We start from the raw sequence: 15,572 nt of genomic DNA, 5'->3' as shown, positions 1-15,572 counted from the left end.
GGCGGGTACTGTCAAAGCCTTTGCGCCAAGGAGATCGCACCATGGGGCGACATTCATTGCCCGGACAGCCTCCCGTTGCGCTGACCTTGCGCAAATCGGCGCGGGCACGCCGCATAAGCTTGCGGATTTCCCAGTTGGATGGCCGGGTTACGTTGACTTATCCGCAGGCTGTGTCCGAATCCGAGGCGATCGGCTTTGCGCGCTCAAAGGAGGACTGGATCCGCCAGCATCTGGGCGCGCGGCCCGTTCCGGCGTCGGTCGGCTTCGGGGAAACCCTGCCGGTCGAAGGTGTGCCAAGGCGAATCGTGCCGGCGGAGGGGCGCCGGGTCAGTTTGCACGCCGATCAGGTTGCGGTGCCCGAAGGGGCCGAAGCGCGGCGCCTCGCCCGCTTTTTGAAAGAGCTGGCGCGTGATCGCTTGACCGAAGCCTGCGACGACTATGCGGCCATGCTGGGGCGGGGCTACTCCAGTCTGACGATGCGCGATACACGGTCGCGGTGGGGGTCGTGCAGTGTAGCGGGAGGGTTGATGTTTTCGTGGCGGCTGATTCTGGCGCCCCCCGAAATCCTGCACTATGTCGCGGCTCATGAGGTCGCGCATCTGGCCGAGATGAACCATTCGGCGGCGTTCTGGGCGCAGGTCGAGCGGCTTTTTGGGCCGTACAAAGCGGCCCGGCACTGGCTGCGCGACAATGGGGCCGAACTGCACCGTTACAGGTTCGATGCGCCCGCCGGTTGACGTCACGGGGATTTGTGATCACATGAGGGGATGTTGACCACCCGCAGCTCCGACTCCCAGATCGCGACCCATGATCAGGTATACCGCGCCTTGCGGTCTCGAATCATGCATGGAGAAATCCCGCCCGGTCAGGCGCTGACGCTGCGCGGCATCGGCAAGGAGTTCGGTGTGTCCATGACGCCGGCGCGCGAAGCCGTTCGCCGTCTGGCCGCCGAAGGGGCGCTGTTTCTGTCCAACTCGGGTCGGGTCTCTACGCCCGAACTCAGCAACGACCGGATCGAAGAATTGGCCGCGCTGCGGGCCCTGCTGGAGGTCGAGCTGGCCAGCCGTGCGCTGCCTCGGGCGCATATGGCTCTGATCGACCGGTTGCAGAGCATCAACATGACCGTGGCCGAAATGGTGACCAAGCGTGATGCGGTCGGCTACATCCGAACGAACCTCGAGTTTCACCGCACGCTTTATCTGCGTGCGCAGGCTCCGGCCATGCTTGCGATGGCCGAAACCGTCTGGCTACAGCTTGGCCCGACCATGCGGGCTCTTTATGGCCGCCTGCGACGGACCGAACCGCCGCATTATCACAAGCTGATCATCGCCGCTCTGAAGGCTGGGGACGAGCCGGGTTTGCGGTTGGCGGTGCGATCGGATGTGACCCAGGGTCTGCGCCTGCTGGTCAGCTGAGCGGGCCTTTGCCCAAAGTGAAAAATCCAAACGGGCGGCGGTTGCGAAGCTGGCCTCAAGGCATTTGCTGCGCTACGCTGCTGCCAACAACAAACAAGAGCAGATTTCAGCCATGATCAATCGACGGACATTCTCACTGGGTCTCGGTGCAGGTTTCCTGAGCGCCTGCGCGGGCGGGCCCGCGCCAACCGGAACAACCGTGTCGCGAATGCGGGCAGTGCCCAATGCCGGCTGGGATTCTTGGGTTGCAAGTTTCAAGGCGCGCGCGGCGGGGCAGGGTATTTCGCAAGCGACTATCGACCGGGCGTTTCAGGGTGCCGGTTACCTACCAGATGTGATCGAACGCGACCGCAACCAGGTCGAGTTCAAGCGCTCGCTCGAAGACTATCTGGCCATCGCCGCGTCCGACGAGCGGATCAGTACCGGCAAGCAGATGCTGCAACGCCACAATGCCACCCTCACGCAGATCGAGTCGCGCTATGGCGTGGACAAAGAGGTTGTGGTGGCGGTCTGGGGGCTGGAAAGCCGCTATGGGCAGCGGCGGGGCGATGTGCCCGTGATTTCGGCCCTTTCCACGCTGGCCTATGACGGGCGTCGCGGGGCGTTCTTCGAAAGCCAGCTGATTGCGGCGTTGAAGATCCTTCAGAACGGTGACACGTCGCCGACGAACATGACCGGTAGCTGGGCCGGCGCCATGGGGCATACGCAATTCATCCCGACCTCGTATCTGGCCTACGCAGTGGATTTCACCGGAGACGGCCGACGCGACATCTGGTCCGACGATCCGACAGACTCGTTGGCTTCGACAGCTGCCTACCTGTCACGGGCGGGTTGGGTGCGAGGGCAGCCTTGGGGAGGTGAGGTCGGATCTGCAGCGGCAAATTCGGGCACACCGGTTGCAATTCTGCAGCCGCAGAAACCCGGGCCGCGCATAGCGGTGTTCCGCAATTTTCAGGTGATCAAACGCTACAACAACTCGGACAGCTACGCGATCGGGGTCGGGCACCTGTCCGATCGGATCGCCGGTGGCGCACCTTTTCAGGCGTCATTCGGGCCCGATGAAACCGGCCTGACGCTGGAAGATCGCAAAGAGTTGCAGCGGCGTCTGACTGCTGCCGGGTATGACACGCAAGGGGCTGATGGGGTGATCGGCAAGAACACCACCGCGGCCATCACCGCGTATCAGCAAGCCAAGGGCCTGCCCGTTACGGGCGTACCCTCGGTCAGCTTGTTGCGCTCTTTGGGTGGTTGACGGATCAGGCCGCCAGTCCCTTGGACCCCAGGTCCAGGAATTTCTGACGCCGGTCCTTGATCAGCGCGGCGGCATCCTTGCCGTTCAGATCCTTCAGCATCTTGGCGATCGCCTTGCCCACGGATTCGATCGTAGCCGGGCGGTCGCGATGCGCGCCACCTTTGGGTTCGGAGATGATCAGGTCGCAGACGCCCAACTTTTGAAGGTCCTGCGCGGTCAGGCGCAGCGCCTCGGCGGCCTCGCGCATTTTTTCTGCATCTTTCCAAAGGATCGACGCGCAACCCTCGGGCGAAATCACCGAATAGATCGAGTGCTCCAGCATCGCCACCCGGTTGGCCGTGGCAAATGCCACCGCGCCGCCCGAGCCGCCTTCGCCGATGATGACAGACACCAGCGGAACACCGATTTTCAGACACATCTCGGTTGAACGGGCGATCGCTTCGGATTGCCCGCGTTCTTCCGCGCCCTTGCCCGGATACGCGCCGGCGGTATCCACCAAGGTGATCACCGGCAGACCAAACCGACCAGCCATTTCCATAAGGCGCACGGCTTTGCGATAGCCTTCGGGGCGGGCCATGCCGAAGTTGCGCTCGATCCGAGATTTGGTGTCCGAGCCTTTTTCATGCCCGATCACCATCACCGGCTGATCGTTGAACCGTGCTAGGCCGCCGATGACCGCCAGATCGTCGGCAAAATTGCGGTCACCAGCCAGCGGGGTGAATTCGGTGAACAGGGCCTCGACATAATCCTTGCAGTGCGGACGTTGGGGATGGCGGGCCACCTGGCATTTTCGCCAGGGCGTCAGGTCCTTGTACAACTCGTCCAGCAGCTTGGCCGCCTTGGCGTCCAGCGCGGCGGCTTCGTCCGCTACGTCCATCTCTTCGTTGGCGCGGGCCAGGGCGCGCAGCTCTTCAGCTTTGCCTTCAATCTCGGCCAGCGGTTTTTCGAAATCCAGATACTGGGTCATGACGCCTCTCAACGCGAAAGTTCTCCGCTATATGACCCGAGGTCGCCCCGGATGCAACTCGGCACCGCATCTCGGGGTGCGTTTCCCCGCGCGCGGCGACATGGTACGCGAGCCGGCGACCTCAGTCTGGCTACAGCACCGGGTACAACGAAATCACCAGAAGAACCGCCATCGACCAGTTGAACACGGTCAGGCGTCGCCGGTTGGTCAGCACGCGCGCCATCTGCTGGCCCAGAACCGTCCAAGTGCTGACAGATGGCAGATTTACGCAGCCGAATACAAGGGCAACCAGCGCAATGGCTTGCAGGGTCTGGTCCGGGGCATAGGCGGTCGTCGCCGTCAGCGCCATGGCCCAGGCCTTGGGGTTCACCCATTGAAACGCCGCCGCCTGCAGAAACGTCATGGGCCGTCCGACGTGCCCCGGGCCCTTGGCAGGAGCCGCATTGGCAATTCGCCACGCGAGGAATAGCAGATAGGCCACCGACGCGATTTTGAGGATCACGTGGCTGATGGAATAGGTCTCGAACACCTGCACCAATCCTGCGCCGACCAACAAAACCATCAGCATAAAGCCCAAGCCGATACCCAGCATATGGGGGATTGTCCGCCGGAACCCGAAACTTGCCCCTGAGGCCATCAGCATCAGATTGTTCGGCCCCGGCGTGATGGACGAGACAAAGGCAAACGCGACCAGCGCAAGTAGGATGTCGTAAGTCATGGCGCAAAGATCGCCCAGGTTTGGTCAAATGAAATTGCGATTTCGTTCTCGATTACATAAAGCTTGCAACAAATGGCGAATATTGACCTAAAGAATCAGCAAATATTGCAAGAGCTGGCCCGAAATGGCCGGATCAGCAACCTTGAACTGGCGGACCGCGTAGGGCTTTCGCCGTCAGCCTGTCTGCGCCGGGTGCAAGAGCTTGAGCGGTCCGGCGTCATCAGCGGGTATCGCGCCGTTTTGAACCCTGCGGCGATGGGCGTCGGTTTTGTCGCCTATATCGGCGTCGGACTGGGTGAGCATACAAAGGCCGCTCAGGAAGGTTTTGAAAAAGCGGTGCAATTGGCGCCCGAAGTGGTCGAATGCCACAACATCACCGGTACGATCGAATACTTGCTGCGGGTGGAATGCGCCGACCTGTCGGCCTACAAGACCTTCCATACCGACGTATTGGGCACGTTGCCCCATGTCACCTCGATCACGTCCTACGTGGTCATGGGATCCCCGAAAGACCTGCGGGCCTGAGCTTGAGCCCACTGCCGCTAGGGCCTTGCAGGCATGTGTATCCCGGAATATCGTCGGCCTGAAAGCGCCAGAAATTCGGCATCAGATCGAACAGTGCGCGATGTCAGGGAGACACGATCATGAGTTTTGTTCGGACAGGCGCATTGGCGGCCTTGGTGGCGATTGTCGCCGGTGCCGCATTTGCCGCGCCTTTGAAATTGCAGCCCGCCAACCCGCAACCCAATCCCAAGGCGGGGTTGAACGTGAAATATGTTGGGCAGGGTACTCAGAGAAAGATCCGCGATCTGAGCCAGGCCAAAAGCGTGTTGTCCAAGGCCAAGCCGGGCAAGCCACTGCGCGGGCTGGACTATGCCGACACCAACAAGGGCGAGCCGGTTCTGACGTTCACGGACCCCTACAATGTTGCCGCTGAAATCACCGGGTACATGCGCTTTGATTCTCCAGGCATTTACGAACTCGAAACCTGGTCCAATGACGGGCTCGAGGCCTATGTCGGTGGTCAGCAGATCGGCCGTGTCACCGGGATTCAGGGGTGTGAAGCCAACCAGCGCACCGAGGTCGAAGTTCCAAAGGCGGGCTGGTACCCTCTGAAGATCATCTATTTCCAGAAGCTGGGAACGTCCTGCCTGATGATGAAATCCGGCAAGCAGGGTGAGAAGTTTACCTGGACACCAAACAACGTGTTCGGCCGCTGAGGCCAACCGAAGTCAGGAAAAGGCGCTCGGAACGAGCGCCTTTTTTATATCCCCATCAGCCGTTTGCGGCGATCAGTTCGGCCTGCGCCACGATCACCTCGGCCTGCTTGATCGAGGCGATGTCCACCAGCCGTCCTTTGTAGACCGTGGCGCCTTCGCCATTGGCCTTGGCTTGCTCCATCGCGGCTAGGATCTCGCGCGCTTCGGTCACCGCCTCGTCCGACGGGGTGAAAACCTGATTGGCCAGCGCGATCTGCTTGGGGTGGATCGCCCATTTGCCGACCATGCCCAGCGTCGCCGAGCGGCGCGCCTGCGCGATGTAGCCTTCGTCGTCCGAGAAGTCGCCGAACGGTCCGTCGACCGGCAGCACCCCGTGGGTGCGGCAGGCAGCCACGATGGCAGCCTGCGCCCAGTGCCACGGGTCCGACCAGTATTTCTGGGCCTCGCGCAGCATGTAATAGTTTTCCTGCGTGCCGCCGATTCCCGTGGTCTGCATCCCCATTGAGGCAGCGAAATCGGCCGCGCCCAGGCTCATGGCCTGAAGGCGCGGGGAGGAGGCCGCGATTTCCTCGACATGGGCGATGCCGGCGGCGGATTCGATGATGACCTCGAAGCTGATGGGCTTGGTGCGGCCCTTGGCGCGTTCAATCGCAGTGACCAGAGCGTCAACCGCATAGACATCCTCGGCGCAGCCCACCTTGGGGATCATGATCTGATCCAGCCGGTCGCTGGCCTGTTCCAGCAGGTCCACCACGTCGCGGTACCAATAGGGCGTATCCAGCCCATTGATGCGCACCGACATGTACTTGTTGCCCCAATCCACGGTGTTCAGCACCTCGATCACGTTGGCGCGGGCGGTCTCCTTGTCGGACGGGGCCACCGAATCTTCGAGGTCGAGGTTGATCACGTCCGCGGCCGAGGCGGCCATCTTGGGGAACAGCTTGGTGTTGGATCCGGGGCCGAACAGCTGACAGCGGTTTGGTCGCGCCGGGGCGGCGGGTTGGATACGAAAGCTCATCGGCACCTCGCTGAGTAATGAAATTGCGATTTCAGTTGGCAATTGGGTATTAAATTGCGCGACCCTGCGCAAGCCTGATTGTGCAGTTGCGGCAATGCTGTTGCAGAAAGCTGTGCGCAACCCCCGGAACGCAGCGGTCAAAGTTTCATCATTTTGAAAATTTCGAAGCTTTTTGCGCCACTCGGGGGAATCTTGCAAAATTCTCCGTTCGATGTGCGGCAGGTCGGAGGAAAACGAGAAACGCTCGTTGACGGCCTTCAATAGGTTGTGGCGCAAGAAAAGGAGAGCGCGCGATGATCGAGACACCGTATTTGCTGTTTTTGGGAGATGCCCCCGACCAACTGGCCGCCAAGGTCGCGATCGGCATTCGGGACTGGCGCCCGGAAAACGCCGTGGGTCAGCTGCGGATGGAGGGCTGCAAGGCCGATCTGGGACTGACCGACATGACCCTGGCCGAAGGCAAGGCCGCCGGCGCCAAGACGCTGGTGATCGGTGTCGCGAACCGCGGTGGCGTTATCAGCCAGGCCTGGAAAGAGGTCCTGATCGCCGCGCTGGAAATGGGCTATGACCTGGCCTCGGGCCTGCACAACCTGCTGCGCGACGAAGGCGATCTGGTGGCCGCGGCCCAGACCCATGGATGCACCCTGCATGACGTTCGCGTGCCCACGGTGGGTTATCCGATCGCCAACGGGCGCAAACGCAGCGGCAAGCGCTGTCTGGCGGTGGGCACCGATTGTTCGGCGGGCAAGATGTACACGGCCATGTCGATGGATGCCGAGATGCGCAAGCGCGGCATGAAATCGACCTTCCGCGCTACCGGTCAGACCGGCATTCTGATCACTGGGCAGGGCGTTCCGCTCGACGCCGTGGTGGCCGATTTTATGGCCGGTTCCGTCGAGTACCTGACGCCCGAGAACGATCCTGATCACTGGGATCACATCGAGGGGCAGGGGTCGCTGTTCCATGTCTCGTATTCCGGCGTGACCATGGCGCTGATCCATGGCGGTCAGCCGGATGCTCTGATCCTGTGCCACGAGCCGACCCGCACCCATATGCGCGGTCTGCCGGAATACTCCCTGCCGACGCTGGAACAGCTGCGCGACACGGCCCTGCCTTTGGCGCGCGTCGCCAACCCTGCCTGCCAGGTCGCGGGTGTGTCGATCAACACCCAGCACCTGAGCGAGGAGGACGCGAAAGCCTACATCGCCAAGGTCGAGGCCGAGATGGGCCTGCCAACGACCGATCCGTACCGGTTCGGCGCGGGCAAGCTGGTGGACGCGCTGGCCGCGATGTGATCCAACCGGGGCGCCGATGGCGGGGGAGCCCGCCACCGGCCCGGGAAATTGCAAAGAGTAAGGAGTGGACGCGTGCAAATCGACGTCTCTCGTGATGTGTTCCAGTTGGCGCAGGTATTCACCATCTCGCGCGGGTCGCGGACCGAGGCCAAGGTACTGACGGTGCGCCTGACGGATGGGGCGCATCAGGGCTGGGGCGAATGTGTGCCTTATGCCCGGTATGACGAAACGCTGGAGTCGGTCGAGGCCGAGATCCGCGCTTTGCCAGAAGCATTCACGCGCCAGTCGCTGATGGACCTGCTGCCCGCCGGCGCCGCGCGCAATGCGGTGGATTGCGCCCTGTGGGACCTTGAGGCCAAGCGGGCGGGCAGGCGCGCCTGGGAACTGGCCGGCCTGCCCGCGCCCAAGCCCGAGATCACCGCCTATACCCTGTCGCTGGACACGCCCGGCGCCATGCGGGCGCAGGCGGCGAAGAACGCGCATCGTCCGCTGTTGAAGATCAAGCTGGGCACGCCCGACGACATGCCGCGGCTCGAGGCCGTACGAGCCGGGGCGCCGGATGCGAAGATCATCGTGGATGCCAACGAGGGCTGGTCGGCCGAGGTCTATGCCGATCTGGCGCCGAATCTGGTGCGGTTGGGAGTCGCGCTGGTCGAACAGCCGCTGCCCGCCGGAGATGACGAGGCGCTGATCGGACTCGATCGTCCGGTGCCGGTCTGTGCCGACGAGAGCTGCCACGATCGCGCCAGCCTGCCCGGGCTGAAGGGCAAATATGACGTGATCAACATCAAGCTGGACAAGACCGGCGGCTTGACCGAGGCGCTGGAGCTGCGCCGCGCGGCGCAGTCCGAGGGCTATGGGATCATGGTGGGCTGCATGGTCGGCAGCTCTCTGGCGATGGCGCCTGCGACACTGGTGGCGCAGGGTGCGCTGGTGACGGACCTTGACGGCCCGCTTCTGTTGGCCGAAGACCGCGACACCCCGCTGATTTTTGATGATGCCGGAGTACACCCGCCCGAGGCGGAACTCTGGGGCTGATGGAGACGAACATGACCCGTACCGTTTACGTGAACGGCGAATACCTGCCCGAGACCGAAGCCAAGGTCTCGATCTTCGACCGAGGCTTTCTGATGGCGGATGCCGTCTATGAGGTGACAAGCGTGCTGGACGGCAAGCTGATCGATTTCGAGGGTCACGCGGTGCGCCTGAAGCGGTCGCTGGACGAATTGCAGATGGCCGAACCCTGCAGCAAGGACGAGCTGCTTGAAATCCACCGCAAGCTGGTCGAGCTGAACGGCATCACCGAGGGGCTGGTCTATCTGCAGGTCACCCGAGGCAGCGACGGCGACCGCGATTTCGTATTTCCCTCGGCCGGCACCAAGCCGACGCTGGTTCTGTTCACTCAGAACAAGCCCGGTCTGGCTGACAATCCGGCGGCGAAGAAAGGGGCCAAGATCATCTCGATCGAGGATATCCGCTGGGGCCGCCGCGACATCAAGACGGTGCAACTTCTGTACCCGTCCATGGGCAAGATGATGGCCAAGGCCGCTGGGTGCGACGATGCTTGGATGATTGAAGACGGGTATGTCACCGAAGGCACCAGCAACAACGCCTATATCGTCAAGAACGGCAACATCGTTACCCGCCCGCTGTCGAACGACATCCTGCACGGGATCACCCGCAAGGCGGTGCTGCGCATGGCGGCCGAGGCTCAGATGGAAGTCGAAGAACGCCTGTTCACCATCGACGAAGCAAAAGAGGCCGACGAGGCTTTTACCACCTCGGCCAGTGCTTTCGTGATGCCGGTGGTCGAGATCGACGGCGTGGCGCTGGGCGACGGCACGCCGGGCCCGATCGCCAAGCGGCTGCGCGAGATCTATCTGGACGAAAGCCGCAAGGCGGCGATCTGAACCCCATGGCCCGCCGATCTGGCGGGCCTTTTCGTTAATGCGTCAGTCTTTTTTGCCGACGTTTTCCTCGAACGCGACCTTGAAGGCGGCCTGTTTGTCGGGGCTGGCCTCGGTCTGGTATCTGGATTTCCACTCGTCCATGGTCATGCCATAGAAAATTTCGCGGGCTTCATCCTTGCCCATTTCGATGCCTTTTTCATTGGCGGCTTCCTGAAACCACCGCGCCAGGCAGTTTCGGCAGAACCCGGCCAGATTCATCATGTCGATGTTCTGAACGTCGGTACGGTCCTGCATCAGGTGTTTTCGCAGGCGGCGGAAAGCGGCGGCCTGCAGTTCAATCTCGGTCTGGGGGTCCATGGGCGGGCTCCGGTTCGTGGGATTTGATCCAGACCTAGCAAGCCCGAGGCCATTGCACAACGCGCGCCGGTTCAGACCAGCTTGAGGGCAATCCAGGGCATCAGGCAGAAGATCAGGGTCAGGATCTTGTAGTTCGCAAGATACTTGAAATAGGCCTTTCTGACCTCGGCCTTGTCCATCTGGAACATGCGGCCGTGAATGGCGGCGATGCGGTCCTGCAGGGCCACCACCATCAGGGTCGACAGCAGCAGGACCGCAAAGTTCAGAACGGTCATCCAGCCGAAAAAGGCTGTCAGGGTTTCAGGTGTCATGACGGCCTCCTTTCAGCCCAAAAATGGGGACCGCCTGCGCGCCGCGCAAGAGCATGGGCGTCGTTTGGTCGCGGATTTTTCCAGCGTTACAGACCGCTTGCGGCCAGCGCGTCCTGCAGGATCGGCGCCAGCCGCTCGGCCCAGGCGCGCTGCCCGGCATGGTCGGCGATCAGGTCGTTGCGCAGCTCGATCAGTGCGTTGGGGCGGCCAAAGGCGGTGGCGTGCCGGTCGATCGCATCCCCGGGCAGCACGCCGGTATAGGGTTCGTTGACGCCGACGCACAGATCCTCCTCGGCCCGCAGGCGCTCGATCAGCGGGGCCGAGAACCGCTCGTCCTCGGTGTGAAGGATGCCGACATGCCAGGGGCGCGGCGGGCGGCCCCGCAGCTGGCGCGTGAAGGAATGCATCGACACGATTACGGCGTGGGGCAGGGCGGCCATCTTGGCCAGCGCTTCGTGATAGGGGCGATAGCACAGGTTCAGGCGCCGTTCGCGCTCGGCGGCGTCGGCGTGACGGTTGGCCGGAATGATCGACCCGTCATACAGCTTCATCAACAGGGTCGGGTCGTCCTCGCCCCGGTTCGGGTCGATCACCAGCCGAGAGAAATTGGCGGCAATCACCGGCGCGTTCAGGATCTCGCCCAGATGTTTCGATACCTCGTAGGCGCCCACGTCATAGGCGATGTGGCGCTCCATGTCCTCACGCGGAAGGCCGAGGTCGCCGCCGTTGATCTGCGGCGGTACGATGTTGGTGGCATGGTCGCACGTGATCAGCCAGCGGGACGGGCGATCCGCCCCGTGCACGTAAAACGGAGTGTATGTCATGAGCCTGTCATCTTGTTTGCCGCAGGTGTAGGACAGTTGCCTCGGAAAGGGAATTGCGCAATAAGCAAACCGACTATTGTTTGCGGTAACATTCGACCATCAAGGAGAGCAAGATCGATGCGACGCCTGAGAAATGTGAAAATCGTGGCGACGCTGGGCCCGGCGTCCAACGACTATGATATGATCCGTGCTCTGCACGAGGCCGGCGCCGATGTTTTCCGCCTGAACATGAGCCATGGCAGCCACGACGAAATCCGTGAACGCCACCGGATCATCCGTCAGATCGAAAAGGACCTCGACAGCCCGATCGCCATTCTGGCTGACCTTCAGGGCCCGAAACTGCGGGTCGGTGTGTTTGCGAATGATGCAGAGGACTTGGTCGAAGGTGCCGCGTTCCGTCTGGATCTGGACGAAACTCCGGGCGATGTCAGCCGGGTCTGCCTGCCGCACCCCGAGATTTTTCAGGCGTTGGAAGCGGGGGCGCATCTGCTGGTCAACGACGGCAAGATCCGGCTTGTGGTTGAGAAATGCGGCCCCGATTTCGCGGATTGCAAAGTTGAAATCGGCGGGACCATCTCGAACCGCAAAGGTGTGAACGTGCCCGACGTGGTGCTGCCGCTGGCGGCCCTGTCGGAGAAGGACCGCGACGATCTGGAGTTCGTTTGTCAGCTGGGTGTCGACTGGCTTGCGCTGAGCTTCGTGCAGCGGGCCAAGGACGTGTACGAAGCGCGCGCCCTGGCTGACGGTCGCGCCGCTATCCTGTCCAAGATTGAAAAACCCGCGGCGGTCGAGGCGTTTGACGAAATCCTCGACGCATCGGACGGCATCATGGTCGCCCGTGGCGATCTGGGCGTCGAACTCCCGGTCTCGGCCGTGCCTCCGATTCAAAAGCGACTGGTCCGAAAGTGCCGCGCTGCCGCCAAGCCGGTTATCGTTGCGACCCAGATGCTAGAAAGCATGATCGAAAGCCCGATGCCCACCCGCGCCGAAGTGTCGGACGTCGCTACCGCCATCTACGAGGGAACCGACGCCATCATGCTGAGCGCCGAGTCGGCCGCGGGCTCGTATCCGATCGAGGCCGTTCAGACCATGAACAAAGTCGCGATCGAGGTCGAAGCCGACCCAACCTACAAACAGATCATCGACGCCTCGCGCCAGACCAAGGGAACGACCGTTGCCGACGGCATCGTGGCCGCGGCCCGTGAAATCGCCGAAAAGACCGACATCAAGGCGATCTGCTGCTTTACCCAAAGCGGCACCACCGCACTGCTCACCGCCCGCGAGCGTCCCGGTGTCCCGATCATCGCCATGACTTCGCTGCGGGGCACCGCGCGGCGTCTGTGTCTCAGCTGGGGCTGTCACTGCGTGATGACGCCCGAGCTCGAGCGGTTCAAAAGCGCCGTGGTCAATGCGGCGCGCGCGGCGCGAGCCAGCGGGTTTGCCGGCGCCTCGGATCAGATCGTGGTGACCGCCGGTGTCCCGTTCAACGTGCCAGGCTCGACCAACATCCTGCGCGTCGCACCCTGCGACGAGCGACTGATCTACTCGACGGATCCCGAATAGGATCAGCCACCCGGTCCGCCGGGCCTTGCTTTGGCGCCGACAGGCTCTTTTACGGTCTCCATAACCGTGAACGAGCTTGTCTGGTGTATCCCCGGAAGCTTGTTGATCTTGTCGCCCAAAACCGTTCGGAAATGCGCGATGTCGCGTGTCCGAACGGTCAGCATGTAGTCGAATGATCCGGCGACCATCAGGCAGGTTTCGATTTCAGGTACCCGTCGCACGGCTTCGTTGAAACGGTCCAGCGAGTGTTCGGCTGTGGCCGTCAGCGAAACCTGCACCACCGTCAAGTGCCCCAGCCCCAGCCTCTCTTTGTCGATCACCGCGCTGTAGCCGGTGATGTACCCGCTCTTTTCCAGCCGTTTCACCCGCTCGGAACACGGCGTGTTGGTCAGGTTTACTCGGGCCGCCAGTTCGACTATTGGCAGGCGTCCATTGGCCTCGAGCTCGGCCAATATCCGTTGATCGATCTTATCCAAATCCCTGTCCATCAGGCAATTTCCCTGCGTTTTTGAGGTCTGGCGGCATATTTTCTTGAAAATAGACCGAAAAAATCTCCTTTTCCTAGTGATTTTTCCTGATACTTGACCGAAGGGCAGCCTTGTAAAACGAGTTCCAGGTTCCGGCTGCCCTGCCGGGGGCACGGGCCCCGGCCAAATCAACAAAAACGGAGGAACGAGATGACAACGAAAATTGTCATAGGACTGGACGGGACAGAGACCGGAGATCGCGCGGTCGGCTTTGCCAAGGATCTGGCAAGTCGGATTGGATCGTGTGAACTGCTGGTTGCCTATGTCATCGAATGGTCGCCCTATACTTTCCAAACTCCCGAGGAAAACGCCCTGCGGCACAAGCGGCGCGAAGAGGAGATCGCGCTTGCCACCAGCCGCGTGGTGGAACCCGCCGTCGAGGCCTTGAAGGCCGCAGGCTTCAGCGCCCGCGGTATTGTCCGCCATGGCGATGTGGCCGAAACGCTGAACGCGATCACGGTCGAAAACGGCGGATCGCAGATCGTCGTGGGACGATCCTCGGCTGACGGCATCAAAAAGCGAATCTTCGGCAGTTCGACCCAGAATCTGGTCATGCACGCCGACGTTCCGGTCACAGTCGTGAACTGACGGGAGGAGCAGACATGAAATCGATCAAAACCCTGGGCCTGTCCGGTGCGGCCGCGGCCCTGCTGGCCAACCCCGCACTTGCGCAGGAGGCCCCCGGTCTGGATGAAAAGATCAACCAGACCTTCGCGAATCTGACGGGCCCCTTCGTCAGCTTCATCTTCGCACCTTTTCCGGGAACGAGCTTTCCCTGGATCGTGATGTGGCTGGTCGTGGCCGCAACGGTGTTCACGCTGTATTTCGCCTTTGTGCAGATGCGGTTCTTCAGCCATGCGATCAGCTTGGTGAAAGGTGACTATTCCGACCCCAACGATGCGGGCGAGGTCAGTCACTTCCAAGCGCTGGCAACGGCGCTGTCCGGCACCGTCGGCCTGGGCAACATCGCGGGCGTCGCCGTGGCAGTCGGCATCGGCGGACCCGGTGCGACCTTCTGGATGATCCTCGCCGGCCTTCTGGGCATGGCGTCGAAATTCACCGAATGTACGCTGGGTGTGAAGTACCGCAACGAGTACGAAGACGGCACCGTTTCGGGCGGCCCGATGTACTACATGTCCAAGGGCTTTGCCGAGCTGGGTCTGCCCGGCGGCAAGATCCTGGCGGTCCTGTTCTCGATCTTCTGTATCCTTGGCGCGCTGGGCGGGGGCAACATGTTCCAGGCCAACCAGGCGCACCAGCAGATCGCGGGTATCGTTGGTGACTATCCCGGTTGGATCACCGGCCTGGTCTTCGCGGCCGTGGTGTTCATGGTCATCGTGGGCGGCCTGAAGTCGATCGCCCGCGTGACCGAGAAGGTCGTGCCGTTCATGGGCATCCTGTACGTCGCAACTGCGCTGGTCATCATCATCATGAACGCTGACATGATCGGCTGGGCCTTCGGTCAGATCTTCGCTGGTGCCTTCACCGGTCTGGGCGTGGCCGGCGGCATGGTCGGTGCTCTGATCCAGGGCTTCAAACGCGCCGCCTTCTCGAACGAGGCAGGCGTGGGTTCGGCGGCCATTGCACACTCGGCCGTTCGCACCAAGGAGCCGATCACCGAGGGCTTTGTTTCACTGCTCGAGCCGTTCATCGACACCGTGGTGATCTGCACCATGACCGCGCTGGTGATCATCATCACCCAGCAGCTGGTGATCGACCCGGCAACCGGCCTGTACGTGCTGAACGAAGCGGGCACCGCGATCGCAACCGTCGATGGCAACACCGGTGTCAGCCTGACTTCGGCCGCCTTCGGCAGCGCCTTCAGCTGGTTCCCCTACATCCTGGCCATCGCGGTGATCCTGTTCGCCTTCTCGACCATGATCAGCTGGTCCTATTACGGCCTCAAGGCCTGGACCTATCTGTTCGGCGAGGGCCACACCAAGGAACTGGTGTTCAAGATCATCTTCTGCGTCTTCGTGGTGATCGGGGCTGCGGCCAACCTGGGCCCGGTGATCGACTTCTCGGATGCGGCGATCTTTGCCATGGCCGTGGTCAACGTCTTTGCGCTCTACTTCCTGATGAAAGTGGTGCGTCAGGAACTGGCCTCGTACAGCGCGCGACTGAAAAGCGGCGAAATCCGCAAGTTCGCCGACTGATGACACCAACCGGGGCGGCCCTGCTGCCCCGGTTCCCGA

Annotated in this window: 18 protein-coding genes; 11 read left to right on the top strand and 7 right to left on the bottom strand. The window is 62.0% G+C overall.

Annotation, left to right across the window (positions count from 1 at the left end; all coding sequences use genetic code 11):
* The first annotated feature begins 41 nt into the window (after positions 1–41).
* The 3 genes from ACR0FC_RS18310 (at position 42) to ACR0FC_RS18300 (ending at position 2,667) form a co-directional block, all read left to right on the top strand.
* Entirely contained in the window at positions 42–737 is a 696-nt protein-coding gene (locus ACR0FC_RS18310) for a M48 family metallopeptidase (protein ID WP_254437155.1), read from the top strand.
* 30 nt (positions 738–767) lie between these two features.
* On the top strand, positions 768–1,415 hold the full coding sequence (locus ACR0FC_RS18305; protein ID WP_093965127.1) for a GntR family transcriptional regulator: 648 nt from the start codon (positions 768–770) through the stop codon (positions 1,413–1,415).
* 112 nt (positions 1,416–1,527) lie between these two features.
* Complete coding sequence (locus ACR0FC_RS18300; RefSeq protein WP_170342791.1) at positions 1,528–2,667, top strand: lytic murein transglycosylase; 1,140 nt, start codon at positions 1,528–1,530, stop codon at positions 2,665–2,667.
* A 4-nt stretch (positions 2,668–2,671) separates the two neighbouring features.
* On the opposite strand, the gene ACR0FC_RS18295 is transcribed toward ACR0FC_RS18300, so the two are convergent.
* Entirely contained in the window at positions 2,672–3,634 is a 963-nt protein-coding gene (locus tag ACR0FC_RS18295; RefSeq protein WP_170342789.1) for an acetyl-CoA carboxylase carboxyltransferase subunit alpha, read from the bottom strand.
* Positions 3,635–3,764: 130 nt separating this feature from the next.
* Complete coding sequence (locus tag ACR0FC_RS18290; protein ID WP_170342786.1) at positions 3,765–4,352, bottom strand: LysE family translocator; 588 nt, start codon at positions 4,350–4,352, stop codon at positions 3,765–3,767.
* Positions 4,353–4,424: 72 nt separating this feature from the next.
* On the opposite strand from ACR0FC_RS18290, the gene ACR0FC_RS18285 reads away from it, so the two are divergent.
* Positions 4,425–4,877: an Lrp/AsnC family transcriptional regulator gene (locus ACR0FC_RS18285; protein WP_170342784.1), complete on the top strand. Its 453-nt coding sequence runs from the start codon at positions 4,425–4,427 to the stop codon at positions 4,875–4,877.
* Positions 4,878–4,996: 119 nt separating this feature from the next.
* Positions 4,997–5,572: a PA14 domain-containing protein gene (locus tag ACR0FC_RS18280; protein ID WP_170342782.1), complete on the top strand. Its 576-nt coding sequence runs from the start codon at positions 4,997–4,999 to the stop codon at positions 5,570–5,572.
* A 55-nt stretch (positions 5,573–5,627) separates the two neighbouring features.
* Here ACR0FC_RS18280 and ACR0FC_RS18275 read toward each other — a convergent pair whose 3' ends face one another.
* Entirely contained in the window at positions 5,628–6,590 is a 963-nt protein-coding gene (locus ACR0FC_RS18275; protein ID WP_170342781.1) for an L-malyl-CoA/beta-methylmalyl-CoA lyase, read from the bottom strand.
* A 293-nt stretch (positions 6,591–6,883) separates the two neighbouring features.
* On the opposite strand from ACR0FC_RS18275, the gene dgcN reads away from it, so the two are divergent.
* From dgcN to ACR0FC_RS18260, 3 genes are all read left to right on the top strand, one after another.
* Positions 6,884–7,885: an N-acetyltransferase DgcN gene (gene dgcN, locus ACR0FC_RS18270; protein ID WP_170342779.1), complete on the top strand. Its 1,002-nt coding sequence runs from the start codon at positions 6,884–6,886 to the stop codon at positions 7,883–7,885.
* A gap of 72 nt (positions 7,886–7,957) precedes the next feature.
* Positions 7,958–8,923 (top strand): N-acetyl-D-Glu racemase DgcA, encoded by a 966-nt coding sequence (gene dgcA / locus ACR0FC_RS18265; RefSeq protein ID WP_170342777.1) that lies wholly within the window; start codon positions 7,958–7,960, stop codon positions 8,921–8,923.
* Positions 8,924–8,934: 11 nt separating this feature from the next.
* Positions 8,935–9,795 carry a D-amino-acid transaminase gene (locus ACR0FC_RS18260; RefSeq protein WP_170342774.1) on the top strand — a complete coding sequence of 287 codons (861 nt, stop codon included), beginning with the start codon at positions 8,935–8,937 and terminating at the stop codon, positions 9,793–9,795.
* Between the two features lie 42 nt (positions 9,796–9,837).
* Here the strand turns inward: ACR0FC_RS18260 and ACR0FC_RS18255 are convergent, their stop codons facing one another.
* From ACR0FC_RS18255 to ACR0FC_RS18245, 3 genes are all read right to left on the bottom strand, one after another.
* Positions 9,838–10,152, bottom strand: coding sequence for a DUF1244 domain-containing protein (locus tag ACR0FC_RS18255; protein WP_170342773.1), 315 nt, complete (start codon positions 10,150–10,152; stop codon positions 9,838–9,840).
* 71 nt (positions 10,153–10,223) lie between these two features.
* The gene (locus tag ACR0FC_RS18250; RefSeq protein WP_093965143.1) at positions 10,224–10,463 is read right to left on the bottom strand and encodes a DUF6868 family protein; all 240 of its coding nucleotides are present in this window, start codon (positions 10,461–10,463) and stop codon (positions 10,224–10,226) included.
* Positions 10,464–10,549: 86 nt separating this feature from the next.
* Positions 10,550–11,287 (bottom strand): N-formylglutamate amidohydrolase, encoded by a 738-nt coding sequence (locus ACR0FC_RS18245; protein WP_170342771.1) that lies wholly within the window; start codon positions 11,285–11,287, stop codon positions 10,550–10,552.
* Positions 11,288–11,404: 117 nt separating this feature from the next.
* On the opposite strand from ACR0FC_RS18245, the gene pyk reads away from it, so the two are divergent.
* A complete protein-coding gene (gene pyk, locus ACR0FC_RS18240) occupies positions 11,405–12,850 on the top strand; it encodes a pyruvate kinase (RefSeq protein ID WP_170342769.1) in 1,446 nt (481 codons plus the stop codon).
* Between the two features lie 2 nt (positions 12,851–12,852).
* Here the strand turns inward: pyk and ACR0FC_RS18235 are convergent, their stop codons facing one another.
* Positions 12,853–13,338 (bottom strand): Lrp/AsnC family transcriptional regulator, encoded by a 486-nt coding sequence (locus ACR0FC_RS18235; protein WP_093965149.1) that lies wholly within the window; start codon positions 13,336–13,338, stop codon positions 12,853–12,855.
* Positions 13,339–13,527: 189 nt separating this feature from the next.
* On the opposite strand from ACR0FC_RS18235, the gene ACR0FC_RS18230 reads away from it, so the two are divergent.
* Positions 13,528–13,965: a universal stress protein gene (locus ACR0FC_RS18230; protein ID WP_093965150.1), complete on the top strand. Its 438-nt coding sequence runs from the start codon at positions 13,528–13,530 to the stop codon at positions 13,963–13,965.
* Positions 13,966–13,979: 14 nt separating this feature from the next.
* Positions 13,980–15,533, top strand: a complete 1,554-nt coding sequence (locus tag ACR0FC_RS18225; RefSeq protein WP_170342767.1) for an alanine/glycine:cation symporter family protein — start codon at positions 13,980–13,982, stop codon at positions 15,531–15,533.
* The last annotated feature ends 39 nt before the right edge of the window (positions 15,534–15,572 follow it).

Source organism: Ruegeria sp. BB9, from assembly GCF_056539345.1.
This window is presented reverse-complemented; position numbering and strand designations above follow the sequence as displayed.

What these genes read in the sequence shown, in the direction of transcription:
- ACR0FC_RS18310 (WP_254437155.1), top strand. Translation starts at nt 42, where the DNA reads ATGGGGCGACATTCATTGCCCGGACAGCCTCCCGTTGCGCTGACCTTG.
- ACR0FC_RS18305 (WP_093965127.1), top strand. Translation starts at nt 768, where the DNA reads ATGTTGACCACCCGCAGCTCCGACTCCCAGATCGCGACCCATGATCAG.
- ACR0FC_RS18300 (WP_170342791.1), top strand. Translation starts at nt 1,528, where the DNA reads ATGATCAATCGACGGACATTCTCACTGGGTCTCGGTGCAGGTTTCCTG.
- ACR0FC_RS18295 (WP_170342789.1), bottom strand. Translation starts at nt 3,634, where the DNA reads ATGACCCAGTATCTGGATTTCGAAAAACCGCTGGCCGAGATTGAAGGC.
- ACR0FC_RS18290 (WP_170342786.1), bottom strand. Translation starts at nt 4,352, where the DNA reads ATGACTTACGACATCCTACTTGCGCTGGTCGCGTTTGCCTTTGTCTCG.
- ACR0FC_RS18285 (WP_170342784.1), top strand. Translation starts at nt 4,425, where the DNA reads ATGGCGAATATTGACCTAAAGAATCAGCAAATATTGCAAGAGCTGGCC.
- ACR0FC_RS18280 (WP_170342782.1), top strand. Translation starts at nt 4,997, where the DNA reads ATGAGTTTTGTTCGGACAGGCGCATTGGCGGCCTTGGTGGCGATTGTC.
- ACR0FC_RS18275 (WP_170342781.1), bottom strand. Translation starts at nt 6,590, where the DNA reads ATGAGCTTTCGTATCCAACCCGCCGCCCCGGCGCGACCAAACCGCTGT.
- dgcN (WP_170342779.1), top strand. Translation starts at nt 6,884, where the DNA reads ATGATCGAGACACCGTATTTGCTGTTTTTGGGAGATGCCCCCGACCAA.
- ACR0FC_RS18260 (WP_170342774.1), top strand. Translation starts at nt 8,935, where the DNA reads ATGACCCGTACCGTTTACGTGAACGGCGAATACCTGCCCGAGACCGAA.
- ACR0FC_RS18255 (WP_170342773.1), bottom strand. Translation starts at nt 10,152, where the DNA reads ATGGACCCCCAGACCGAGATTGAACTGCAGGCCGCCGCTTTCCGCCGC.
- ACR0FC_RS18250 (WP_093965143.1), bottom strand. Translation starts at nt 10,463, where the DNA reads ATGACACCTGAAACCCTGACAGCCTTTTTCGGCTGGATGACCGTTCTG.
- ACR0FC_RS18245 (WP_170342771.1), bottom strand. Translation starts at nt 11,287, where the DNA reads ATGACATACACTCCGTTTTACGTGCACGGGGCGGATCGCCCGTCCCGC.
- pyk (WP_170342769.1), top strand. Translation starts at nt 11,405, where the DNA reads ATGCGACGCCTGAGAAATGTGAAAATCGTGGCGACGCTGGGCCCGGCG.
- ACR0FC_RS18235 (WP_093965149.1), bottom strand. Translation starts at nt 13,338, where the DNA reads ATGGACAGGGATTTGGATAAGATCGATCAACGGATATTGGCCGAGCTC.
- ACR0FC_RS18230 (WP_093965150.1), top strand. Translation starts at nt 13,528, where the DNA reads ATGACAACGAAAATTGTCATAGGACTGGACGGGACAGAGACCGGAGAT.
- ACR0FC_RS18225 (WP_170342767.1), top strand. Translation starts at nt 13,980, where the DNA reads ATGAAATCGATCAAAACCCTGGGCCTGTCCGGTGCGGCCGCGGCCCTG.